The 25,536-nt window shown below is 40.9% G+C and carries 19 protein-coding genes, 1 pseudogene and 1 riboswitch; of the genes and pseudogenes, 17 read left to right on the top strand and 3 right to left on the bottom strand.

Features of this window, described 5'->3' with window-relative positions:
* Window positions 1-35: 35 nt before the first annotated feature.
* Window positions 36-1,961 carry an aconitate hydratase gene (locus tag F9B85_RS05230; protein ID WP_151619250.1) on the bottom strand — a complete coding sequence of 642 codons (1,926 nt, stop codon included), beginning with the start codon at window positions 1,959-1,961 and terminating at the stop codon, window positions 36-38.
* Between the two features lie 208 nt (window positions 1,962-2,169).
* On the opposite strand from F9B85_RS05230, the gene trmL reads away from it, so the two are divergent.
* From trmL to F9B85_RS05205, 5 genes are all read left to right on the top strand, one after another.
* Entirely contained in the window at window positions 2,170-2,631 is a 462-nt protein-coding gene (gene trmL, locus F9B85_RS05225) for a tRNA (uridine(34)/cytosine(34)/5-carboxymethylaminomethyluridine(34)-2'-O)-methyltransferase TrmL (RefSeq protein WP_151619248.1), read from the top strand.
* Between the two features lie 22 nt (window positions 2,632-2,653).
* Window positions 2,654-3,742, top strand: a complete 1,089-nt coding sequence (locus F9B85_RS05220) for a 6-phosphofructokinase (RefSeq protein ID WP_151619246.1) — start codon at window positions 2,654-2,656, stop codon at window positions 3,740-3,742.
* Between the two features lie 39 nt (window positions 3,743-3,781).
* The gene (locus tag F9B85_RS05215; RefSeq protein WP_151619244.1) at window positions 3,782-4,615 is read left to right on the top strand and encodes an MTAP family purine nucleoside phosphorylase; all 834 of its coding nucleotides are present in this window, start codon (window positions 3,782-3,784) and stop codon (window positions 4,613-4,615) included.
* A 278-nt stretch (window positions 4,616-4,893) separates the two neighbouring features.
* A complete protein-coding gene (locus tag F9B85_RS05210; protein ID WP_151619242.1) occupies window positions 4,894-5,106 on the top strand; it encodes a 4Fe-4S dicluster-binding protein in 213 nt (70 codons plus the stop codon).
* Between the two features lie 246 nt (window positions 5,107-5,352).
* Window positions 5,353-7,014, top strand: a complete 1,662-nt coding sequence (locus tag F9B85_RS05205) for a methyl-accepting chemotaxis protein (protein WP_151619240.1) — start codon at window positions 5,353-5,355, stop codon at window positions 7,012-7,014.
* A 54-nt stretch (window positions 7,015-7,068) separates the two neighbouring features.
* Here the strand turns inward: F9B85_RS05205 and F9B85_RS05200 are convergent, their stop codons facing one another.
* A complete protein-coding gene (locus F9B85_RS05200; protein ID WP_151619238.1) occupies window positions 7,069-9,429 on the bottom strand; it encodes a response regulator in 2,361 nt (786 codons plus the stop codon).
* A 211-nt stretch (window positions 9,430-9,640) separates the two neighbouring features.
* Window positions 9,641-9,749: riboswitch (SAM riboswitch) on the top strand.
* Window positions 9,750-9,832: 83 nt separating this feature from the next.
* Between F9B85_RS05200 and F9B85_RS05195 the strand changes: the two genes are divergently transcribed.
* From F9B85_RS05195 to pyk, 12 genes and pseudogenes are all read left to right on the top strand, one after another.
* Window positions 9,833-11,113, top strand: coding sequence for a homocysteine synthase (locus F9B85_RS05195; protein WP_151619236.1), 1,281 nt, complete (start codon window positions 9,833-9,835; stop codon window positions 11,111-11,113).
* Between the two features lie 17 nt (window positions 11,114-11,130).
* Window positions 11,131-12,306: a homoserine O-acetyltransferase MetX gene (metX, locus tag F9B85_RS05190; protein ID WP_151619235.1), complete on the top strand. Its 1,176-nt coding sequence runs from the start codon at window positions 11,131-11,133 to the stop codon at window positions 12,304-12,306.
* A gap of 223 nt (window positions 12,307-12,529) precedes the next feature.
* A complete protein-coding gene (locus tag F9B85_RS05185; protein WP_151619233.1) occupies window positions 12,530-14,203 on the top strand; it encodes an AMP-binding protein in 1,674 nt (557 codons plus the stop codon).
* 143 nt (window positions 14,204-14,346) lie between these two features.
* Window positions 14,347-15,498 (top strand): S8 family peptidase, encoded by a 1,152-nt coding sequence (locus tag F9B85_RS05180; RefSeq protein WP_151619231.1) that lies wholly within the window; start codon window positions 14,347-14,349, stop codon window positions 15,496-15,498.
* Window positions 15,499-15,526: 28 nt separating this feature from the next.
* The gene (locus tag F9B85_RS05175) at window positions 15,527-19,087 is read left to right on the top strand and encodes a DNA polymerase III subunit alpha (RefSeq protein WP_151619229.1); all 3,561 of its coding nucleotides are present in this window, start codon (window positions 15,527-15,529) and stop codon (window positions 19,085-19,087) included.
* A gap of 99 nt (window positions 19,088-19,186) precedes the next feature.
* Window positions 19,187-19,420 (top strand): trp RNA-binding attenuation protein MtrB, encoded by a 234-nt coding sequence (mtrB, locus tag F9B85_RS05170; RefSeq protein WP_151619227.1) that lies wholly within the window; start codon window positions 19,187-19,189, stop codon window positions 19,418-19,420.
* Window positions 19,421-19,485: 65 nt separating this feature from the next.
* Window positions 19,486-19,686, top strand: a complete 201-nt coding sequence (locus tag F9B85_RS05165) for a putative signal transducing protein (protein ID WP_151619225.1) — start codon at window positions 19,486-19,488, stop codon at window positions 19,684-19,686.
* 88 nt (window positions 19,687-19,774) lie between these two features.
* A pseudogene (locus F9B85_RS05160) lies at window positions 19,775-20,197 on the top strand (acetyl-CoA carboxylase carboxyltransferase subunit beta); the annotation flags it as partial.
* Window positions 20,178-21,134 carry an acetyl-CoA carboxylase carboxyl transferase subunit alpha gene (gene accA, locus F9B85_RS05155; RefSeq protein ID WP_151619223.1) on the top strand — a complete coding sequence of 319 codons (957 nt, stop codon included), beginning with the start codon at window positions 20,178-20,180 and terminating at the stop codon, window positions 21,132-21,134. The pseudogene F9B85_RS05160 and the gene accA, both read left to right, overlap by 20 nt.
* 99 nt (window positions 21,135-21,233) lie before the next feature.
* Complete coding sequence (pfkA, locus tag F9B85_RS05150) at window positions 21,234-22,196, top strand: 6-phosphofructokinase (protein ID WP_151619221.1); 963 nt, start codon at window positions 21,234-21,236, stop codon at window positions 22,194-22,196.
* Between the two features lie 141 nt (window positions 22,197-22,337).
* Complete coding sequence (locus F9B85_RS05145; protein ID WP_151619219.1) at window positions 22,338-22,550, top strand: hypothetical protein; 213 nt, start codon at window positions 22,338-22,340, stop codon at window positions 22,548-22,550.
* 186 nt (window positions 22,551-22,736) lie between these two features.
* A complete protein-coding gene (pyk, locus tag F9B85_RS05140) occupies window positions 22,737-24,488 on the top strand; it encodes a pyruvate kinase (protein WP_151619218.1) in 1,752 nt (583 codons plus the stop codon).
* A 41-nt stretch (window positions 24,489-24,529) separates the two neighbouring features.
* Here the strand turns inward: pyk and F9B85_RS05135 are convergent, their stop codons facing one another.
* Window positions 24,530-25,330, bottom strand: coding sequence for a sulfite exporter TauE/SafE family protein (locus tag F9B85_RS05135; protein WP_151619216.1), 801 nt, complete (start codon window positions 25,328-25,330; stop codon window positions 24,530-24,532).
* Window positions 25,331-25,536: the final 206 nt, after the last annotated feature.

Here is a 25,536-nt window from a genome sequence, read left to right as displayed (position 1 = left end):
TTTTTTTGCATTTCTTATTATAAAACAAGATTGTATTAAGCATTAAGTCTGGTGTAGTTGAGTAACCCACCTGCTTTGATAATCGCAATTTGGCGTGCTGTGAGATCTGGGCGGACGGAGAAAGTCTCGCCGGTAGTCACGTTACGGATTTCGAGGGCTTCTTCTTGACCTAACTTTGTCGTTACATCCACAATTTCTAATTCGTCGCCTTGCGAGATTTTATCTAAATCGCTTTCGTTGACGAAAGTTAGAGGTAAGATACCAAAGTTAATCAAGTTAGCTCTGTGAATGCGAGCAAAAGACTGTGTGATTACAGCTTTAACACCTAGATACATAGGAGCAAGAGCGGCGTGCTCACGAGAAGAGCCTTGTCCGTAGTTTTGACCACCTACGATAATACCACGACCTGCTTCTTTGGCTCGATCAGCAAAAGAAGCGTCAACACCAGAGAAGACGTATTGTGATATAGCAGGAATGTTAGAGCGAAGAGGTAAGATTTTAGATCCTGCAGGCATGATGTGGTCAGTTGTAATATTGTCGCCTACTTTGAGCAGAACAGGAGCTTGTAAGGTGTCAGCTAAAGCTTCGTTAATAGGTAATGCTTTGATATTTGGTCCTCGTAATACTTCAACGTCAGCACCTTCTTCGGCAGGTGCTAAGACCATGCTATCGTCAATTAAGAATTGTTCAGGCATAGCTACTTCAATGGCGTCACCAAGCTCTCGAGGGTCAGTGAGGACACCTGTAATAGCTGCTGCCGCCGCAATTTCTGGGCTAGAGAGATAGATTTTGGCATCTGCTGTACCACTACGTCCTTCGAAGTTACGGTTAAAGGTACGTACTGATACGGCGCCAGAGTTAGGTGATTGACCCATACCAATGCAAGGACCGCAAGCAGATTCAAGAATACGAGCTCCAGAAGCGATTAAGTCTGCTAAAGCGCCATTACGAGCGAGCATTTCAAAAACTTGCTTACTACCAGGAGCGATACCAAGGCTAACGGTAGGATGAACTGTTTTGCCTTTTAAGATACCGGCTACCTTCATTAAGTCAGAATAGGAAGAGTTGGTACAGGAACCGATGAGGACTTGGTCTACTTTGATAGGTCCTACTTCTGTTACTGTTTTTACAGCATCAGGAGAATGGGGGCAAGCAACCATAGGTTCTAGAGCAGAAAGATCGATAGTAATTTCTTCTTCATAGGTAGCATCACTATCAGCTACTAGTTCCACCCAGGCAGATTCTCTGTTTTGAGCTTTTAAGAAAGCTTTCGTTACTTCGTCAGAAGGGAAAATAGACGTAGTTGCACCAAGTTCAGCACCCATGTTGGTAATGGTCGCTCTTTCGGGTACAGATAAAGTAGCTACACCAGGTCCTTTATACTCAATCACTTTACCTACGCCGCCTTTAACGCTAAGACGACGAAGAACTTCTAGAATGACATCCTTAGCAGATACCATAGGGGAAAGTTGACCAGTAAGATTGACACCTACAACTTTGGGACATGTTAAATAGAAAGGTCCGCCACCCATAGCTACAGCTACGTCAAGACCGCCAGCACCTATGGCAATCATGCCGATACCACCACCGGTAGGGGTATGAGAATCAGAACCTAACATGGTCTTACCAGGTACACCGAAGCGCTCTAGATGTACTTGGTGGCAAATACCATTGCCAGGTCGGGAGAAATAGATGCCATGTTTTGCCGCTACGGTTTGAAGAAAACGGTGATCGTCAGCGTTTTCAAAACCACTTTGTAAAGTATTGTGATCTACATAGGATACAGATAGTTCTGTCTTAACACGCGGCACACCCATGGCTTCGAATTGAAGATAAGACATGGTGCCGGTAGCGTCTTGTGTCAAGGTTTGATCAATTCTGATAGCGATCTCCTGACCGGGAATTAGCTCCCCGTCTAACAGATGAGCGTCCAAAATCTTTTGCACGATATTCTTGCCCATGGTTGTCCCTCCTCATTTTAGTACTTGTTCAATGTAGCAGATATTTAAAGCACCGTCAATTTGAATAGTCTCATATTTTTATATATACTGAAAAAAGACCAGAAGGATTTTGCTGGAAAAAGTCGAAGGGATTTAGGTAGTTATATTTACCACTTTCCTGCTTCGACGGTGCAAAAAACAATACACTTAATATAGGAGAGAATAGAATTTGTTTCACATTGTATTAGTTGAACCAGAGATTCCACCTAACACAGGAAACATCGCACGACTTTGCGCTGGATCACAATCGGTGCTTCATTTAATTGAGCCATTAGGATTTTCAATTGATGACAAACAGCTAAAACGAGCAGGATTAGATTATTGGCATCTTCTTGATGTTCGTGTACATGAAAGCTGGTCAGCTTTTCAGAAAGTCCACGGTGGCTCTAAAATGTATTTTCTGAGTACTAAAGGTAATAAAAGTTATCATCAAATTACTTATGAAGAAGGCGATTTTTTCGTTTTTGGTAAAGAAACGAAAGGTTTGCCGGACTGGATGTTGGAGGAGCATAAGGAGAATGTTATTCGTATTCCTTTAGTTGCCTCTGCACGGTCTCTAAATTTATCGAATGCCGTTTCGGTAGTGCTCTATGAGGCATTACGACAAAAAGACTTTCCAGCAATGATCTAAGATAAATGAAAGGAGTTCTCACATGAAAGCAATTAAGCGAATTGGTGTACTAACAGGTGGTGGAGATTGTCCCGGTCTTAACGCAGTAATCAGGGCTGTTGTAAAAACAGCTATTCGTCGTTATAACGTCGAAGTTGTTGGAATTATCAATGGTTTTCACGGTTTGGTCAATGACGTAATGGTACCGTTGAATGAAGAATCTGTGGCTGGTATAGTGCATAGGGGTGGAACAATATTAGGCACGACGAACAGGGATAATCCTTTTCGCTATGCAGTTGAGAAAGATGGAGAGCTTGCTTTTGAAGATCGGTCCGAGCAATGCATTCAGAATTTACGTAAGCATAACATAGATGGCTTGATCGTTATTGGCGGTGATGGCAGTCTTAATATTGCTCATCAGTTTCATGCAAAAGGTGTGCCAGTCGTAGGTGTTCCTAAAACAATCGATAATGACTTATCATCTACTGACTATACTTTTGGTTTTGATTCAGCCGTTACAACGGCTACTGAAGCGATTGATAAACTTCATACAACAGCAGAGTCTCATCACCGCATCATGATCCTTGAAGTAATGGGACGCTATGCTGGTTGGATAGCTCTTTATTCTGGCGTAGCCGGCGGTGCCGATGTGATCTTAATACCTGAAATACCTTTTGATCTTGGCAAAGTTTGTGATCACATTCGGGCGCGTAATGAACGAGGTCGAAAGTTCTCTATCGTTGTTATAGCGGAAGGTGCTAGCGAAAAAGGTGGAGAAATGGTTGTCCAACAAAGAGTAGAAAAAAGTCACGATCCTATTCGCTTAGGCGGCATTGGTCAGGAAATAGCTCACAAGCTAGAGCTTTGCACGCAGATGGAGACGCGCGTTACTGTATTAGGACATGTACAAAGAGGTGGTTCACCTACATCAGCCGATCGCATTTTAAGTACTCGTTATGGTTCATCAGCAGTTGATGCTGTCATGGCAGGATACTTCGGTCATATGGTGGCTCTTCGTACACCAAAAATTGTACCTGTACCGCTAACTGAAGCAATTGAGATGAAGAAAGTAAACCCGCAGGGGCAACTAGTACAAGCCGCTAAAGCTGTTGGAATATCTTTTGGCGATTAATAGAGTAATATTTTGCACTAGGAAAGAGAGGTTGCTTACTTGCCGACAAAAGAGATCCCGCAAGCTCCCTATGCCATCATCGGGGGGTCAAGCACTAATTCATTAAAGTTTCCTGAAGATATTAATTATCCCGGCGTAAAAGTTCTGGCTAGCTATGAAAGCTTCACAACACCTTTTGGAGATAGCCCTTCTTTCGTTCTTTTTGAACTAGAAGGCAGGCTTACACTTACTTGTGTGATGCATGGTTGGCGTCCTGGTGTGACGAGAGCTGATGCGTCAAGGCAGATATTCTGGGTTTTTCAGCAAGCTGGGGTGCGCTTTATCTTATCAGAAGGTGGCGTAGGTGCGATAAGTCATCTTTTAAGACCACGAGATCTAGTTATTCCCAATGATTACCTGGACTTTTCTCTGCGAAAAGATGTTAATATTGCTTCTGGTTATTTATGTATTATGCGCGAACCCTTTTGTCCTACCTTAAGACAAGTACTCATTAAAGCTTCAGAAGATTTGCCAGGCAAGGGTCGCGTATTTGATCGCTCTAACTATGTTGTTACTGATGGCAGACACTTTGAAAGCCCTGCTGAAGTACAGCACTTTCGCATGGCTGGTGGAGATGTAATCGGACAAAGCGTAGCTCCAGAAGTTTATCTGGCTAGGGAAATAGGAGCTTGCTATGGTCGTTTAGAGCTAGTTGTAAACTATGCTGAGGGTATTGTGACTGATTGGACTCATGAAGAACTTAAGGATATATTCTTTGAAGAATCACCTCTAGCAGGAAGACGATTACTAATGGCCCTAAAGGCTATTCCAGAAGAGAGCACTTGTAACTGTAAAGACTTACGAAAACCTACATTATTAAGAGATCGTAAGTAAGTGCGCAATTATTTGAGAAAGTGAAAACCCCACAAGACGACTGTCTCTTGGCAAGAGAGTCGTCTTTTCTTGATCCCTGGGGAAGATAATAAAGGAGCTCCTTGGTGATAAGTCATATATTAATTAGGAGAGATACTTAAGCTTTTAAACCAAGAAATTACACTATAGAAACAATGGATATATTCATAACAAGCATCTTTTCTGGTATAATGGAAGCATAGGAAAAGTAAACTTATAAGCTTGCAACTAACCTGTTTCTTTAGAAAAGGGTGGTTATTATGATAACTATGACGGAGGAGCGTAAAGAGCATTCTTTCTATCGCATTGAAGAGGATTGTATCGGTTGTAAATTTTGCCTCAATATTTGTACTTGGGATGCTCTTGATGCTTATGGCAGAGAGGATAAAGTTTTCCAGATTGACGGTCAACTTTGTCCGGGTTGTGGCTGTTGTGCCGCCTGTTGCCCCGTTGCGGCCATACGAAAAGGGTAAAAGTAAAAAAGTTCTATGAACACATAGAGATGACTGCCATGACTGAAGCTGATATTACAAGAAATGAAATTGATTACTAGATCTAGCCTTCATCCTAAAAAGGATGGAGGCTTTTACTCGTAATAAAGACAATTTGATTGAGGCGACATATTTTGACATAAAAACAAAAACTGTTCTGCTATAATTGTCCTATTATAAGTAATTTAACATAGGAAATAATGAATAAATGATAAGGAGCAGGTTTTAGTGGTCTTATTAAAAGAAGCTAAAGTTAACGAAAAAAGCCTATTACAGAGACCGGAAGCCAGCGCTTGTCGAGAATTAGCCGCTTCCTTAGCTCGAGAAATGGAATCTTTACTGCAAGGAAAGGCAGTAGAAGATATAGAGGTAGATATTCGTCATATCTTCGATAATAGACTTAAAGATTTTGAGTACATATTGCTAGTAGATCCAAAAGGGAAAGCCCTAATTCATACGAACCGATTACGGGAAGGTATGATTTTTCTAGATCCCGTAGGCAAAGCTGGCGTCGATTCCCTACAGCCTCTAGAACAAGTTTATTTCCGTAATACTGGCGAAGTTTTACTTGATGCAAGCCACCCTGTGATGTTACAAAGCAAAAAAGCCTACACACTACGCGTGGGTTGGGCTTTTGAACAGAGAGGCATTTTTCAGAAATTTCTAACTATGCTAGCCCTACCAACTATTGCAGGTATAGTAATGATGAGTACTCTTGTTATAGGAGGGTTACAAGATCTTCTGCTTATAGGTGCTTATACGTGGGGCATTTTTCTCATTACAGCATTGTTTACAGGATTTTCATTCTATAATTACATTCAAAAATCTCTAGAGAAAACGAAAGCAGCTACAAAGGCAATTAATCAGGGAGATCTGACTAAGAAAGTTGACAAGAATAGCAACGATGAACTAGGGCAAATTGCTTTAGAAATGAACAAAATTTCTATTGGTCTGAAAAGCATTATTGAAACAGTAGACCATTCTGCTCATATTGCTGATGAGACTTCAACACAGTTGGTTTTATCAAGTCGCCAAGTAGCTTACTCCACAGAGAAAATTTCTACCAGTGTTGATGGTCTAGTAAGTCAGACCGATCATCAACAGCTTCAACTAAAGTCTGCTAATCAACTAACTATCGACATGAACCAAACAGCTAGGGATATGACAGTTTCAGCGGAAGAAGCAATCTTAGTAGGAAAAGAAGTTGCCGATGCCTCTCAGGCAGGCCTACAACGAGTAGATGAAGCAAAAATACAGATGGAAGAGATTACCCAATCAGTAGCACAAACCCTAGCTGTTATGGAAAACTTAGAAAAAGAAGCTATTCAAATCACTAGAATTACAGAAGTCATTAACAATATATCTGCACAGACCCAGATGCTTGCTCTTAATGCGGCCATTGAAGCGGCCAGAGCAGGTGAACATGGTAAAGGTTTTGCTGTTGTTGCCGAAGAAGTAAGAAAGCTTGCAGAGGAATCGGCGCGATCTAGTCATTCTATAATGACTATCTTAAAAAATATTAATGATCAAGTAGAATTGTCAGCTCATTCAATGCACGTGAATCACCAAGCGGTGGAGACAGGGCGCATGAAAATGAATCAAGTGAATCAAATCATGCATGCTCTCGATGAAGCTTCAACGAAAACAAGAGGGGTCTTAGAATCGAATCAAGAAAAAGCAATGCAATTACAAGAGAAAGCTCATCAAGTTACTAATAACATAAATAGTGCTAATGAGATGGCTTTAGAAATTGCAGGTGACGCTGCAAAGATTGCCTCTGTGCTACAAGAACAAATGGCCGCTAGTGAGGAAGTAGCGGCTTCAGCTGAGAGAACAAGTGACGTAAGTAGTGAGTTACTTCAACTGATCAGAAGATTTAAAATAAAATAATATAAAAGTAAAGGTAGCTCAGACAGTTAAGTTTGAGCTACCTTTACTAGCTTGCTAAAGGCTATCTAGATTACGACAATATTTTTCAATCATTTGTTCAATTTGTTGTGACGTTACAGGTTTACTTAAGTAATCATCCATACCGGCGTCATAACATTTTTGGGCATCACCATCCATAGCATAGGCCGTAATAGCAATGATAGGTGTGTTGCTATCTGCACCTTCTTTTAGGCGAATTTTTCGTGTAGCTTCATAACCGTTCATTAAGGGCATCTGGCAGTCCATAAAGATTATGTCATACTTCTTTTTTTCGCAGGCTTGCACTGCTTCTAGACCGTTTTTAGCAAGATCACAATGCAACTCTTTCTTTTTTAAGAGGTTTAGGAAATATTTTGTATTTATTAAGTCATCTTCTACAAGTAAGATTCTCGGTTTTTTTATGAAAATTGCTTCTAAGGTACTATGGCGAGTAACAAAAAGCTCTTGATTTATATTTTTATCGCTGCTCATAACAACTGTAGCTAGACATTCCAATAATTCGTTTCGTTTATAGGGCTTAGTTAGATAGCCAGCAAAGCCATTGTTCTTTGCTTTTTGAGCTTCTCCGATACTAGCAACTGAAGTAAGCAGTACAAGAGGGATGTTTCTAGTTGAAGGCATAGCTTTCAAGGCTGTAGAAAGATCATAACCGTCCATCTCAGGCATTTGATAATCTATCAAAAGAGCATGGAAATGAATGACCTTTTTGTCTCGACGCATCAATTCACGAAGAGCATCGGCGGCGTTGCTAGCTTCTTGCACCATGCAACCGGCTTCTTCGAGATAAAATTTTAAGATATCACGGTTTGCTTTATTATCATCAACAATGAAGATACGTTTACCCTGTAAGATAGAGTAACAGGGCGTTTCTAATGGTTTCTTATTAGCTAATTCTTCTAAGCGAACAGTAAAAGTGAAAGTACTACCTTCGTTGACTTTACTTACTACATCAATTTGGCCCTGCATTTTTTCTACGATTTTTTTGGAGATAGAGAGGCCTAAACCTGTACCACCATACTTGCGTGTGGAAGAAGCATCTCCTTGAGCAAAAGGATTAAAGATGCGCTTTAAAACATCTTCAGACATGCCAATCCCCGTATCATGTATGGTAAAAAATACTTCTACCTGATCATGCTCACGGCTTTTTAAGCCAGCTTCAATGTATATATCGCCCTGTTCGGTAAATTTAATAGCATTATTCAAAAGATTAGACAAAACTTGGCGAAGACGAGAAGGATCTCCCAGAACAGTCTGGGGAATATCGGACTTCACAAGCAGGTGAAGGTCCAGACCTTTTTCCTGTGCTTTTGCACTATAGGGCAATATAGCGCACTCAATAGTTGAACGTAAGTTGAATTCGACTTCATTGAGTTCTAGAACGCCAAGCTCTATTTTTGATATATTTAATACATCATTTATGACATGAAGCAAACCTTCCGAAGCGGTGTTGATATAAGCCATGTACTCTAATTGCTCATCTGTCAAATCTGTATTCTTTAACAAGTCTAGAAAACCAAGAATGGCATTCATGGGAGTTCGTATTTCATGAGACATATTAGCAAGGAACTGGCTTTTGGCAATATTAGCTGATTCTGCTTGCTCTTTGGTCTTTATTAGATTTTTTTCTGCTTCTTTACGCTTCGTTATTACTTCTGTATAAAGAATAATACCACCGATTGTTTTCTCCGATTCGTACCAGGGGCGACATTCCCAACTAGTATAATCAATGTTTCCATCAAAGCGTACAAAAGTATCTTCTTCAGAGCTCAACACTTCACCAGCTAAAGCACGACGGTGAATCTCTTTCCACTTATTAGGGATATCAGGGAAAACATCGTAGTGGTTTTTCCCGATAATATCTTGGCCCTTAAGTCCATAATCTTCGACATAACGATCACTTACATAAAGATAACGCAAGTATTTATCATGCACAGCAATGGCGTTAGGGTTATGTTTGATGATATACTGCATTAAATCATGCCAGTCTTGAAGTTTTTGTTGATTCGTAATCCGATCAGTAATATCTCTTGCGGCAGCATAAATCAATTTTCCATAGGGCTGAGAGCGCCATTCGATATAACGATAAGTACCATCTCTACAGCGATAGCGATTGACAAAATTCAATATTTGTTCTTGTGCCCCCAGCTTTGACAAGGTATCCAAAGTAGCATCGAGATCATCAGGATGGACGAAATCTAAAAACTTTCTATTCTCTAATTCCTCTATGGAATATCCTAGGATAGACTCCCATTCCCTGTTAACCTTCAAGAAATTACCATCTGTATCGGCGATACATAGTAAGTCAAGATTGATTAAGAAAAAACGATCTAACTCAGATAGTTCTGAGAAATCCTCAATATTTTCCGTAGTTTTCATGAACCATCGCACTCCAATCGTATCAATAGTTCTTTGTGAGGCATATTTCTACATTAATGATTTATTTCCTTTATAATGCGAAAAAAAGCAGAGCTTACTCCCACTATTTCTATCACTTGGAACGGGTTGACGCTTTATCATATTTGCGTTACAATTGGATTCGTATTCTTCAAAGTGGAGAAAAAACACTAAATTTGCACAATATAATAGGAGCTCATCAAGAGAGGTGGAGGGAAAGGGCCCGATGAAACCCGGCAACCAGTTCTATTACGATCATGGTGCCAATTCCTTCAGGAACATAGAGTCCTGGCAGATGAGAGATAGTAAAAAAGCTCTTCGTCTGCGAAGGGCTTTTTTGATCCAATGAAAAATCTACAAGAGCGGAAGGAGATACCAAGGAATTATGAATGAAAAACAATTCCGGTTTGACACATTAGCTTTACATGCAGGCCAAAAAGCTGATTCAGAAACTTTATCGAGAGCCGTTCCCATCTATCAAACAACATCTTATCTATTTCGTGACACGGAGCATGCGGCCAACCTTTTCGCTCTCAAAGAGCCAGGTTATATCTATACTAGAATCACCAACCCTACTATTGATGTTTTAGAACAACGACTGACTGCTCTAGATGGTGGTGTAGGTGCCTTAGCCCTTTCTTCAGGTCAGGCCGCAATCACAACAGCCATTATGAATATTGCAGGTACAGGAGACGAAATTGTAGCATCTACTAGCCTCTACGGAGGAACTTATAATCTTTTTGCTCACACCCTACCTAAGTATGGAATTACTGTTCGTTTTGTAGATCCTACTTGTCCTGAAAATTTCCGTGCTGCTATTAATGAAAACACAAAAGCTATCTTTGCGGAAACGATAGGCAATCCCAAAGGCGATATTTTTGATATTGAAAAAGTGGCTTCTGTGGCTCATGAAGCCGGTATACCTCTTATAGTAGATAATACTTTGCTTACACCCTATCTCTGTCGCCCCTTAGAATTTGGTGCAGACATTGTAGTTTATTCAGCAACAAAATTTTTAGGTGGGCACGGTACTTCTATCGGAGGTATCATCGTCGATGGAGGGAAATTTGATTGGGCGCAAAACGATCGTTTTCCTGGCTTTACGACAGCTGATCCAAGTTATCATGGTCTTGTTTATAGTAGAGATATTGGCTCTGCCGCTTATATAATCAAAGCAAGGGTGCAATTGTTACGCGATATGGGCATGTGTATTAGCCCCTTCAATGCTTTCTTGTTGTTACAAGGCATTGAAACTCTGTCTCTACGCATGGAGCGCCATGTGAGCAATACAAGAAAGATCATTGATTTCTTGTTGAATCATGAGCAAGTAAGCTGGGTTTCTTACCCTGAAGTGGCTGAACATCCATCTTATGATGTCTGTCAAAAGTACTTGCCTAAAGGGGCTGGAGCTATTTTGACTTTTGGTATCAAAGGTGGATTAGAAGCTGGTAAGCGCTTTATTGATAGCCTCAAGGTTTTCTCTCACCTTGCTAACGTAGGTGATGCTAAGTCTCTGGTAATTCATCCAGCATCGACGACACACAGCCAGCTTACAGAAGAAGCTCAGCGCGATACAGGTGTGACACCCGACTTGGTTAGATTGTCCGTTGGCTTAGAAGATGGTCAAGATCTAATTGAAGATTTAGATCAGGCTTTGCAAGCTTGATAACAGGAGGATTATAGATGAATCAAGGGGCCTCTCGGTTTTCTACAGCCCGTTCAGCGAGGGAGCTGATCACAAAAACTCAACACTTTACTTTTGCCAACTCTCCTGAGGAAATGGTGCTGGAATCAGGACACCGATTGGGCCCCATAACCGTAGCCTATGAAACTTATGGTGCCTTGAATAAGGATCGGTCGAATGCAATCTTAATTGCCCATGCTTTGACAGGCGATCAACATGGGGCAGGCAAATATGATGAAAGTGATAAACATCCAGGCTGGTGGGATGATATGATAGGTCCTGGTAAGCCACTGGATACTAATCATTTTTTTATAATTTGCTCTAATGTTTTAGGCGGTTGTCGAGGTACGACGGGGCCTGCTAGCATTAATCCTCTAACAGGTCAGCCTTATGGGATGAGCTTCCCCGTATTTACTGTACGTGACATGGTTCGTGTACAAAAAGCCTTGCTAGATTACTTAGCAATAGAGCGACTGCTCTGTGTCATAGGCGGATCTATGGGGGGCATGCAAGTTCTTGAATGGGCTGTAACATATCCAGATCAGATTGACGGTGTATTACCTATTGCTACATCAGGTCGCATGACAGCTATGGGAATTGCCTTCAACGAAGTAATGCGACAAACGATTATGCTTGATCCAGCTTGGAATCAGGGTAACTATTATCCAGGGGCTGGTCCTGCGCAGGGGCTGTCGATTGCTCGCATGCTTGGAATGATTACTTATAGAAGTGACGAGCTTTTTGGACTACGCTTTGGGAGACGGATGGCTCGTAGTCGACCTGATGATTACTATCGCTATGACAATCGTTTTGAGATAGAAAGCTATCTTCACTATCAAGGTGAAAAACTAGTTAAACGTTTCGATGCTAATAGCTACCTCTATCTATGTAAAGCCATGGATATATACGACATTGGTCGAGGACGAGGTGGCTTGGCTAAAGCACTTGGCCGAATAAAAGCTAAAACGCTTTTTGTCGGTATTGACTCTGACTGGCTCTATCCTCCTTCCTACATGGTCGAAATGACCAAAATAATGGAGAAAAAGCAAAAAGCAGTAGAATATAAAGAACTCAAAAGTCATCATGGTCACGATGCTTTTTTGATTGAATTCGATCAGATGAGTCCGATAATAAAAGACTTTGTCCAAAGTCTAGCAGAAGCCAAAGGTTTATAAAGAGCCCAAGGTGTATAATGAGCAAGAAAAAAGCCTGCACATATCTGTGTAGGCTTTTTTCATACTTATGATAATCTTTTTTGAAACTTTTTTACCCTTAGAAAGGAATTGTTCACTATTATCTAGAATAATAAATTTTTTATAGACAAAATTCGCCAGTAAATCCAGCCAGATATAAAAGTAAGTAAACATTGTCGTAGCAAGGCCGAGGAGTGAATTCATAGTGTCCGATTTATTGAACATAACCATTGGTGATCTATTAGACAAGACAACAGCTCAAAACCCTGAAAAAGAAGCACTTATTTACACCGATGAAAGAAATCTTAGACTTACCTATCGTCAATTTCAAGAAAAGTGCAACGAAGTTGCTAAAGGTTTGATGGCCTTAGGTGTTCAAAAAGGAGAACATATTGCTATTTGGGCTACTAATTATCCAGAATGGCTCTATGTACAATTTGGTAGTGCCAAAATTGGTGCTGTCCTTGTAACAGTTAACACTAATTATCGTACTTATGAACTAGAATACTTATTGCGCCAATCAGATAGCACCACACTGTTGATGATCGAAGGATTTAGAGATAATAATTATGTAGAGATTATCAATGAGCTATGTCCTGATCTTAAAAATACAGAAGCGGGAAAGACCAAATCAAGTCTTCCTTTGCTCAAAAATATTGTCTTCATTGGAAGGAATCCTGATGACAAACAAGCCGGCATGTTTAGCTGGAATGACTTAATTGAAAAAGGTAAAAGCATTTCTGACGCGGCTCTTGAAGAGCGGCAAAAGTCTCTTCACTATGATGAAGCTATTAATATGCAGTACACCTCCGGTACAACAGGCTTTCCCAAAGGTGTTATGTTAAGTCATTTTAATATTGTTAATAACGCCAAAAAAGTTGCTGAAGCGCAGAATTGGGGAGAAAACGAAAGACTTTGTTTTCCTGTTCCCCTCTTTCACTGCTTTGGTTGTGTGATGAGCTCCCTCGCTTGCGTCGTAAAAGGTGCAACCATGGTTCCTTTAGAAACTTTTAACCCTGGGGAAGTACTTAAAGCGGTAGAAAAAGAGCGCTGTACTGTACTTTACGGTGTGCCAACTATGTTTATTGCCGAGCTTGATCACGCAGAATTTGACCAATTTGATCTTTCTTCTTTGCGAACAGGTATTATGGCTGGTTCACCCTGTCCTATCGAAGTGATGAAGAAAGTCGTAGAAAAAATGGGTGTCCGAGAGATTACAATTGCTTATGGTCAGACAGAGTTTTCTCCTGTTATTACCCAAACAACTCCTTACGATAGTTTAGAGAGAAGAGTTTCAACAGTTGGAAAAGCTTTACCAGCTGTTGAAGTAAAGATTGTTGATCCCGCTACAGGAGAAGAAGTTCCAAAGGGTGTTCAAGGTGAACTATGTGCACGTGGCTTTGGCACCATGATTGGCTATTACAAGAATGAATCAGCAACTGCAGAGGCCATTGATGAAGAAAAATGGCTTCACACAGGCGATCTGGCAGTCATGGATGAACATGGCTATTGTAAGATTACAGGTCGTGCTAAAGATATGATTATTCGGGGTGGTGAGAACATTTATCCCCGAGAGATTGAGGAATTCCTTTATACGAATCCGAAAGTTAAAGACGTTCAAGTTGTAGGTGTGCCTGATCCTAAGTACGGTGAAGAAGTGCTGGCTTGCGTAATTCTCAAAAATGGTGAAGAAGCAACGGAAGAAGAGATAGTTCAATTCTGTCGTGGCAAGATTTCTCGCTACAAAATTCCTCGTTACATTTGCTTTGTCGAGAGCTACCCCATGACAGCATCAGGAAAAATTCAGAAGTTCAAACTTAAAGAAATGTACATCAAAAAATTAGGCTTAGAAGAAGCCGCCAAAATTGAAACAGCATAAGCCCTTACTAGAGAAACCTCTGTCCTAGCGACGAGGTTTCTTTTTTTGCTTAAGGAGTAGATGAGCAAGACACCTAGTGGAAAATGGTGGAATACAATGAAGAGTATAGTAAAGTCATAATTTAACAAAGAAAGGAGTAAATCATGCAGAATTTACGTTTACCTGTCTTTAAGACCCTTTCTGTTAATATAAATAGCCCCACAAGTATTCCACCAAATATTAAACTTATTGGGGCACCAGAAATTTGGCCAAGGACACAAGGCAATCGCATTGTTGTAGCTTTATTAGACTCAGGCATTGCCAGAGAACATCCTGACCTAAGCCAGAGAATAATAGGAGGAAAAAACTTTACCGGTGGCAACCCTAATGATTATGAAGATGATAACGGGCACGGGACTCATGTAGCAGGCATAGTAGCTGCGGCAACATCAAGCAGTGGACTTGTAGGTGTAGCCCCTGATGTTAGACTTCTAGTAGGCAAAGTACTTGACAAAAAAGGCGAAGGTACGGTGCAAGCAGTTATAAAAGGCTTAGAGTGGATTGCAAACTGGGTAGGCCCTAATGGTGAAAAAGTGCGCATCGTAAACATTAGCCTAGGTACTTCGAAGTACAACAAAGAGTTCCACGAAATTGTGCGTAAAGTAGTAAATAAAGATATTTTGGTCGTCTGTGCCGCTGGTAATGAAGGAGATGGCAATCCTAATACAATAGAACGCTCCTATCCCGCCGCTTTTCCTGAAGCTGTTTGTGTCGGTGCAGTAGATATGAACGAAAAAGTTGCACCTTTTTCGAATTCTAATGATGCTATAGATCTAGTTGCACCAGGTGTGGATATATTAAGCTGTTGGTTAGGTCGACGTTACGCTTCTTTGCGAGGAACGTCGATGGCCTCTCCTCACGTTACAGGTGCCGCCGCCTTATTAACAGCCCTAGAAGAGCATAGATTAGGTAGAAAAATGACGGAATCAGAAATCTTTGCCCATCTTATGCGCAACACTCGAAGCTTGAAAGCACCACCAAGGCAAGTTGGTGCTGGTCTTCTAGATCTAAAAGTAGGTTTACAGCTAGGTCTTGATGGAGCTCCAGAATTTATTATGCCCGAAGCAGTCAAAGTAATGGTGAAAGAACACAAAAGAAGAATAGGCTGGTTAGCTCAAAAAGGCTATAGTGTGGAGCTTGGCTACTTTGATGATAAGAAAGAGGCAATTCAAGCGGCTAAAGAATTTGAACAATGCTTTCGAAGGGGACAGAAAAAGAAGAAGGAAGAGCCGTGGGGAGTGAAGAAAAAGATATAACCGAGTTTAGAATTGGTGGTGAACTCTCCTGCGTCAACCTTTTGTCCATTTACACACACACACAGAATACAGCTTGTTAGACGGTGCCGCCCGTATTTCCCGCTTAATCGATAGAGCAATTGACTTAGGGATGCCAGCCTTAGCCATTACTGATCATGGTGTAATGTATGGTGTCATTGATTTTTATAAAAAAGCAATAGCTCGAGGAATCAAACCAATTATTGGCTGTGAGGTTTACGTTGCGGCAAGAAACAGAAAAGATCGAGATGTTCAAAAAGACGGAGAACAGCATCATCTAGTTTTATTAGCGAAAGACTTAGAAGGTTATCGTAACTTGATGGCCCTTGTCTCTAAAGCTCATTTAGAAGGGTTTTATTATAAGCCAAGAGTAGATCATGAACTACTAGCTCAGTATAGCAAGGGTCTCATCGCTTTAAGTGCCTGCTTAGCTGGTGAGATCCCCTCACTCCTTTTACGAGATCAGGAAGAACAAGCCAAAGAGCGGGTAGCATTATATCATCAAATTTTTGGCAAAGAAAATTTTTATATAGAATTACAAGATCATGGCCTATCGGAACAGAAAAAAGTTAATCGACAATTAATTAAGCTAGCCCAAGCTTTTGAATTAGGTTTAGTTGCAACTAATGATGTGCACTATGTAAACCGTAAAGATGCTTATCTTCAAGACGTGCTGATGTGTGTCCAGATGGGCAAAACACTTCAGGATAGTGAACGGATGCGTTTTCAAGGAGAAGAATTTTACTTAAAAAGTGCTCAAGAGATGGCAGCTCTTTTTGGTGATTATCCTTCAGCATTAAACAACACCTTAACTATTGCTGAAGCTTGTCATGTAGACTTTACTTTTGGTGTCAATTATTTGCCACCTTTCCCCATACCTCAGGATGGGCATTTTGAATATTGGAAAGCACAACAAGACCAAGCGCCCTGGCCTAATGTAACTTGGGAAGAGACAGAAAAATATCTTCTCTATCTCTGTCAACAAGGAATGGCTAGGCGCGGTATTAGTGGTCAACAAGCTTATGAAGAGAGACTTGCTTTTGAACTACAGACTATTTGTCGTATGGGCTTTGCAGGATACTTCTTAATCGTACAAGACTTCTGTAACTTTTCCCGTCAAAATGATATTCTTGTTGGTCCAGGTAGAGGCTCTGCCGCAGGTAGTCTAGTTTCTTACGTTCTGGCGATTACTGATATTGATCCTTTAGCTTATGACTTGCTTTTTGAGAGATTTCTTAACCCAGAGCGCGTCTCCATGCCTGACATAGACATAGACTTTGACTTTGAACGCCGTGGTGAAGTGATTGACTATGTCGTTAAGAAGTACGGTAGTGAACGAGTTGCTCAGATCATCACTTTCGGAACTATGGCCGCTCGAGCGGCTATTCGCGATGTAGGTCGAGTCTTAAACGTACCATTATCAGAAGTTGATAAAGTTGCCAAAGCCATTCCTGCTGAACTAGGTATGACTATAGAAAAAGCCTTGAAAGTAAGCCCAGAATTACAAAAGCTTAAAGAGAATGAGGAAGTAGAGAAACTTATTGAGACAGCTCAAGCTCTAGAAGGCATGCCTCGTCATGCTTCAACGCATGCCGCTGGCGTTGTAATTGCTCCTACGAAACTAGTAGATTATTTACCGGTACAGCGAGGTTCTGACGAAGGTGTAACGACTCAATTCGCTAAAGATCAGGTCGAGGAAATAGGTCTCTTAAAAGTGGACATCCTCGGCCTAAAGACCCTTACTTTAGTCGGTGATGCTATTCGCAAGATTGCCAAAAGCAGGGGAAAAAAGGTTGACTTAAAAGAGCTTCCACTAGATGATGCTAAGACTTATGCCTTGCTTGGTCGTGCCGATAGTTTTGGCGTCTTTCAGTTAGAAAGTGCGGGCTTACGAGCTATTCTCAAAGAGCTAAAGCCCTCTCATTTTGAAGATATTGTAGCCCTTGTGGCACTTTACCGACCAGGTCCATTACAATCAGGCATGGTCGATGATTTTATTGCCCGAAAGCATAAACGCAAAGCTGTGGAGTATCTACATCCTGCTTTAGAGCCTATCTTGAAAGATACTTATGGTGTTATACTCTACCAAGAACAGGTAATGCGAATTGCTAGTGAACTAGCAGGCTTTACACTAGGTGAAGCCGATATGTTACGCCGCGCAATGGGCAAGAAAAAACCTGAAGTAATTGCAGGATTGCGACGTCAGTTTATAGAAGGAGCAGAAAAGAGAGGAATTGCTGTAGAAACAGCAGGGCATATCTTTGACCTTATGGAATTTTTCGCGGGCTATGGCTTTAACAAAAGCCACTCAGCCGCTTATGCCTTGATAGCCTATCAGACTGCTTATTTGAAGGCTAACTATCCTCTAGAATTTATGGCCGCTTTATTAACTAACGCCGCTGATAGTTCAGAGAAAGTAGCTCAATACATTGAAGCTTGTCGACAAATGTCTATTCAAGTCTTGCCTCCTGATGTAAATTTCTCTGATGTTGATTTTACTGTCGTAAGCGAGAAGGGTGAGAAAGATAAGATTCGCTTCGGATTAGCTGCTGTTAAGAATGTAGGCAAAAATGCAATAGAAGCAATATTATTATCTCGAGAGAAGGATAAGCATTTTCGCAGTTTAGTGGACTTTTGCATTCGTGTTGATGGAAAACAAGTAAATAGAAGAGTCTTAGAAAGTTTAATCAAAGCAGGAGCGATGGCTTCTATCGGCCCCAGAAGACCTTTGTTGATGATTCTTGATAAATGCATGGAAGTAGCAGAAATGCGGCAAAGGGACTTAGCGACAGGTCAAATGAATCTTTTCGACTTTGGCGCTGAAGAAGCTGGTGAAGATGGGCAGAAAAGTTATAACGACGATGTACCAATACCGTCGGTGACAGAATTTCCCCATCGAGATCTTCTAACAATGGAGAAAGAGCTTTTAGGCTTTTATTTTAGTGGTCACCCTTTAGAAGAAGTGCGACCTCTAATAGAAAATAGAACAACCTTGCCATTAGCGCAGATTCAAAGAGAAATGGATCAGAGGCGAGTCACCCTTGGTGGTATTATTCATGGACTGCGACGGACTACTACGAAGCGTGGTGAAGTTATGGCTTACTTCACTCTAGAAGACTGGGCCGGAGCTATTGAAGTACTTGTTTTTCCTCGCACCTATAATAGCTATAGCAGTCAATTAATTGATGAAGGAATTGTGATCGTAGAAGGAAAGATTCATTATGAAGAAGAAAATAAGAAAGTCTTTAGTGAACGTCTAACCTTACTCCAGCCAGAAGATAGAATTTCTTTAACTTACCAAAAAGCAGTAGAAGCAGAGCAGTGCGATAAGGTGGTGATTTTGCGAGTTCCTTTCGCTTCATCAGAGAAAAAAACAGTAGAAGCCCTCTTAGAGATTCTACAGAAACACCAAGGTGCTACACCTGTTCAATTGATTTTTCTTAATGACAGTCGAGCTTTTCAACTGTCCCCAGTATATTGGGTTCAAGAAAATCCACATTTACAAATAGAACTGGAGAACTTTGTCGGCTCTAAGGTGATGACGATTAAAAGGACAAAAAAAAGGGCATAGGAAAAGAAATGAGAAATTTTCCAGCTCGTTTGCATTGAAAAGCAATCTTATGCTATTCTTAAAAAGATCTGGTAATTTATAAGGGAAGGTGTGTTCTCCTTGCAAGAGAACGAACAGATTATTACAGGCGACTATCTAGTTGTTAAAGCATTAGAGAATGGAGTTACCATTATAGGTTTAACAAGAGGGAAAGATACTCGCTTTCATCATTCAGAAAAATTGGATAAAGGCGAAGTTATGGTTGTACAATTTACAGAACATACATCAGCCATGAAAATTCGAGGTAAGGCCATACTTTACACTAAACACGGACAAGTCGAAGCGGGAAGTTAAGGAAAGATAGATTTTTATTTCGACAAGCGGTAATTGAATGTCAATAAAAGTGAGGTGAACCCTTGGTGTGGACTGTAGTATATATAGCGCCAAATCGTAGTACAGCTGATAACTTAAAAAATGTCTTAACGACAGAAGGACTGCTTGTCATGTTGCGGCCTGTTGGTGTCCCCCACTTGGGCGATTCTGGTTCAGTTGAGATTCTCGTTCCAGAATCAGAAGCAGAAGAAGCGCACGAGATTATCAGTGGTGCTTTAGGTGGTTAAATAGTATTAACCACAGCCTCCTACTCCAGCAATGAAGGGCGCGGTTTAAATGGATGGTTTATGGGTTAAATGTAACCAGTGTCAAGAGCGCTGTCCCTTGATTCTCTTTTCTGCTTCTGGTGGTGCCAGAATGCAAGAAGGTGTCTTGTCCTTAATGCAGATGGCTCGGACTAGTTCAGCCTTAAAAAGTCTGGCAGAAGCTGGGATACCTTACTTTTCGATCCTTACAGACCCAACGACAGGTGGCGTCACTGCTAGCTTTGCTATGCTTGGAGATATTAATATAGCTGAACCAGGTGCCTTAATTGGCTTTACCGGTCCTCGCGTCATTGAACAAACGATACGTCAGAAACTACCTGAAGGTTTCCAAAGGGCCGAATTTTTACAAAAGCATGGTATGGTCGACTTAATTATAGACCGAACAGAAATGCGCAAAGAATTGGCAACCCTGCTTGCTTTACACAGAGCAGGAATTGAGAGGGGGAGCGAAGATGGCACCGCTGGACTTTGAGAAACCATTATATGAACTAGAAGCCAAGATCGAAGAGTTAAGAGCCTTTACTCGTGACAAAAATCTTGACCTAGTGGGAGAGATCGTTGTACTAGAAGAAAAGGCTAAAGAATTGAAAAAAAATATCTATCAAAACCTTACACCATGGCAACAAGCTCAGTTGGCGCGCCATCCCCAGCGACCTAATAGTGTTGAATATATACGTTTACTTGTAGATAAGTTCTTTGAGATGAAAGGTGATCGCCTCTATGGTGATGATCCTGCCATCTTTGGAGGCATTGGACTTTTTCATGACCGACCAGTTACGATGATTGGTCATGTTAAAGGGAGAGACACCAAAGAAAACCTATATCGTAATTTTGGTATGCCTCATCCTGAAGGGTATAGAAAAGCCCTGCGTCTCATGGAGCAGGCTGCGAAATTTAATAGACCCATCATTTGCTTTATAGATACACCTGGCGCTTATTGTGGTATTGGAGCAGAGGAAAGAGGACAAGCCGAAGCTATTGCTCGTAATCTTTTTGAGATGGCTAACTTGCCTGTTCCAATCATATCAGTTGTCATTGGAGAAGGTGGTAGTGGTGGTGCACTAGCCCTTGGAGTGGGAGATCGTCTATTGATGATGGAGCATGCTATCTACTCTGTTGCTTCTCCCGAGTCAGCAGCGTCTATTCTATTCAAAGATTCCACACAAGCACCTAGAGCAGCTAGTGCTATGGGTATTACTGCCGAGCGCTTGTATGATCTAAAAGTCATTGATCGTATTGTGCCAGAGCCTTCCGGCGGAGCCCATCGTGATCCAGCTGGCGCCGCTGAAGAGCTCGAAAAAGCATTAGAAGAAGAATTAACGAAACTACTCAGTCTTTCTAAAGAGGAACTTTTAAGAAACCGCTATGAGAAATATCGACATATGGGACACAATATGATGGAATTGTAAGAACTTGTGGAATTTTTACTGTCATGTATGAGCTGTGGTGAAATATCTTGGTGCTGGGCATGATAATTAAGAAACAACCTAGCAGGAGGATATTGCAAAATGGTTACAAGAATTGGCATCTTGACCTCAGGTGGCGATGCACCAGGGATGAACGCTTGTATACGCGCAGTCGTACGTACTTCTATTTATAATGATATCAAGGTAACAGGGATTATGCGTGGTTATGCAGGCTTGTTATCAGGAGAGTACCTTGCTATGGATGTTGGTTCAGTCGGTGACATCATTCATCGCGGTGGAACTATTTTGCGAACAGCTCGTTCCATTGAATTTATGGAATCATCAAACCAAGACAAAGGCGCAGAAATGCTCGGTCAAGCAGGTATAGAAGGCCTTATTGTCATCGGTGGAGATGGTTCTTTTCGTGGTGCTATGAAACTGATGGAAAGAGGTATTCCGGTAGTCTGCATTCCTGGTACTATTGACAATGATATTCCAGGGACAGAATATACCATAGGCTTTGATACAGCAGTAAATACTGTATTAGACGCTATTAATAAGATTCGAGATACAGCAACATCTCATGATAGAACAAACGTGATAGAAGTAATGGGTCGTAGCTCCGGTCATATTGCTTTACAAGCAGGCTTAGCTGGTGGTGCAGAATCTATATTGGTACCAGAAGTGCCTTTTAACATTGATGATGTTTGTGCTCGTCTGCTTAGAGGACACGAAAGAGGCAAATTACACTCAATTATATTGGTTGCAGAAGGCGTAGGTAGTGCTGTTAAGATTGGTGAATCTATCGAAGCAAAAACTGGCTTAGAAACGAGAGTAACCATCTTAGGACATATACAGCGTGGAGGTAGTCCTACAGCTATTGACCGTCTCTGGGCTTCTCGCATGGGCTCTCGTGCTGTAGAGCTTATATTAAGAGGACAAGGAAATGTAATGCTCTCTGTTCATAAGGGACAGCTTGCAGAAAAAAATCTAGAAGAAGCATTTAAAAAGTCGAATGAACTAGATATGGCTCTGTATAAACTTTCAGGTGTGCTCTCAATCTAAGTCATTGCTAGTATGAAGAATAATTTTTTTATTAAATATTTTTTTAACATTTGTAGAGATTATATTTATAGATAAGCCTCTTTTTCCGTGTTATACTAAACACTATGAGTGGTAACTTTGGTAAGGAGGTGATGGCCAATAATGAAAGAATTAGCAGCTTATGAACAGAGACCAGATGGCAAGCCAGTATACATAGAAGCAAATTGTCCCGATTGTGGTTCAACACTGGTTTTGCATGATTTGTTGGTCAATCCTGATATTCCAGTTGTATGGCACGATGAATTTGCTTGCCCACAATGTCAGGATAGAATTTTCGTAGATCAACCTACTTATCGTAATAGCAAAGTTGGATAAGGTAGTATAATAGTTAAAGTGACAAAAACAACCAAAAATACTATTAAAGCTAAGACTAAGCCCGTAGGTCTATTGAATGCATATGCAATAGAGCCTACGGGCTTATTATTTATTTAGAAAATATTCCACAGTATAAAGAGGAACAATAAATGATAGCTTGGAAAAAGCAAAGGGGGCAGAAAAACGTTGTTGCGCACCAAAATTGTTTGTACCATAGGACCGGCCAGTATGAAACATGAAACACTCCTTAAAATGGTAGGCGCTGGGATGAGAGTTGCCCGCTTTAACTTTTCTCACGGTAACCATGAAGACCATGAAAAAGCAATAAAAGCAGTTAGAGCGGCGGCCTGGGAAACCAAAGTACCTGTAGGTATTCTCTTAGATACGAAAGGCCCTGAAGTTCGCATCGGACAAGTTGCCCAAGATAAAATCAATTTAGAAAAAGATAAAATGCTCTGCTTATACCCTGATGACGGAAGTGAGGGTACAGAAGAGGCTCTGCCGATTTCCTACGCAGATTTGGCTAGCGACGTTATAACAGGAACAAAAATTCTTATTGATGACGGTAATGTAGAGTTAAAAGTTATTCGCGTAGAAGAAAAGCGTGTTTTGTGTACTGTCTTAGACGGAGGAATCGTATCAAGTCGTAAAGGTCTCAGTGTACCAGGCTTAGCGCTTAACATCCCAGCTATCTCAGCTAAAGAGATAGCTGACCTAGAATTTGCCGCTAGGAATAAAGTTGATTTTATTGCTATTTCCTTTACTCGCGATAGTGACGACGTACTAGATATTCGCAGGATTATTGAACGCCATGGTGCTTCAATTCAGCTCATTGCAAAAATTGAAAACCATGAAGGTGTAAAAAACATTGATGAGATACTGAAAGTAGCTGATGGCATCATGATCGCTCGAGGTGATCTAGGCGTAGAGATACCTACTGAAGAAGTGCCAGTAGTACAAAAAGAGATCATAGAAAAGTGTAATAACATCGGCAAACCTGTAATAACTGCTACGCAAATGCTTGACTCTATGATTCGCAATCCCCGACCTACTCGTGCTGAAGCGACTGATGTGGCTAATGCTATATTTGATGGCACTGATGCCATCATGCTCTCCGGTGAGACAGCGGCAGGGAAATATCCAGTAGAGGCTGTTGAAATGATGGCTCGTATAGCTAGTCGAGCAGAACAAGCGCTTTTACAAGATAAAAAACTATCACGTTGCAATCATGCCAGCTTCAATAATGTTACTGATTCGATCAGTCATGCTACTTGCGTGATCGCTTCTGATCTCTCAGCTAAAGCAATCATCACTCTTACCAAATCAGGTTCAACAGCGCGCATGGTTTCTCGCTATAGACCTAAATGTAATATAATAGCTTCTACACCTGAAGATGCTGTAACAAGGCAACTTGCTATTGTCTGGGGTGTTGAGCCTATGCGCGTTAAGGAAACAAAAGGAACAGACGCCATGCTAGCAGAAGCAATTGAATGTGCACAGTTGGAAAATCGCATAATATCTGGTGATCTCGTTGTAGTTACAGCAGGTGTGCCTGTTGGTGTTTCTGGTACTACTAACATGGTTAAAGTTCATATAACTGGTAAAATCGCCGCACGTGGTATGGGTATTGGTAAAATGACGACTACTGGCAAAATAACTATTTGTCGAACAGCTGAAGATTTGGAAAAAGTGGAAAAAGGAGATATCCTCGTAGCCTTTGGAACTGACAAAGAGTACATTCCAGCTATCGAAAGGTGTAAAGGTATAATTACTGTAGAGGGAGGACTAACTTCACATGCCGCTATAGTAGGCCTACATTACAATATCCCTGTTATCGTTGGTGTGCGAGAAGCAATGACAGCATTAGAAACTGGCATGGAAGTAACTTTAGATACTGAACGAGGACTGATTTACCAAGGTACAGCACAAGTATTATAAATGCTATAACAAAAGAGCAGACTAAGCAGTTCTGCTCTTTTTTACTTTGTTAACAACTGAAGCGCCAATATGAACATGAGGCCAGCAAAGATACGCATTAACAAAGGGCCTTTAATTTTAGGAGCTAAACGAGCTCCTACTTGTCCACCTGCAATAGCGCCTAATGCAAGAAAAAGAGCCGTCATAAGTTGAACATTCCCTTGCGTAAAGTGGGCAAAGGAAGCAACTACTGTGGAAATAGTCAAGATAAACATAGAAGTAGCAGTAGCAATATGAGGAGGAATTCCTAGCAAAAGTGTCATAGCAGGCACATGAATAATTCCCCCGCCAATCCCAAAGAGACTTGAAATAAAGCCTACCCCAAAGCTCAACAACATGCCAAACTTAATACTAAAGCTATAGTTATACTCAACACCGTGAGCGTCAACAAATTGACGTGTTACTTTTGGACCAAGCCAAGAGGGTGTACGATCTTTAACAGGTCCTTCAGGGCGCATAAGCATAAAAATAGAAACAGCAATGAGCAAGAGGCCAAAAGCAGTATCAAAAGTTCTTTCAGCAAAGTAAGGAATAATAAAAGCACCTGCAATAGCACCTGGAATAGTGCTAATAGCAAAAGGTATGCCTGTTTTGAAATCAATACGTTTTTGCTGACTATAGACTATAGAACTAGACAGAGAATTTACAAAGATAAAAGCCAAAGACGTTGCAACAGCCCATGCAGGAGGATAGTCGAAAAAAAGCAGTAAAAAAGGAATTACAACGAATCCACCACCTACACCAACTAGAGAACCAAGGCCGCCAGCAAAAAGACCAATGAGAATAAGCAATAGGTAATCCATTTTCTCCCCCTGCGATAGTAAAAATACTTTGATACTGCAAGTATATCATAAGAATTATGTATACTTCCTTAGAATCCTTTGACGTATAAGCAAGAGATAGTTACAATAAAAAACGTAGACAGAAAAAAAAGTTAAACATAATTATTACATAGCAGTTATATATACCCAGATATTAAGTTGTATCCATCAGTTTCTGTCTTAATTAG

The sequence above is a fragment of the Heliorestis acidaminivorans genome, from assembly GCF_008933955.1.
Taxonomy (GTDB): Bacteria; Bacillota; Desulfitobacteriia; order Heliobacteriales; family Heliobacteriaceae; genus Heliorestis; species Heliorestis acidaminivorans.
The sequence above is the reverse complement of the archived record's forward strand: the minus strand, read 5'-3'. Positions and strand labels throughout refer to the sequence as shown.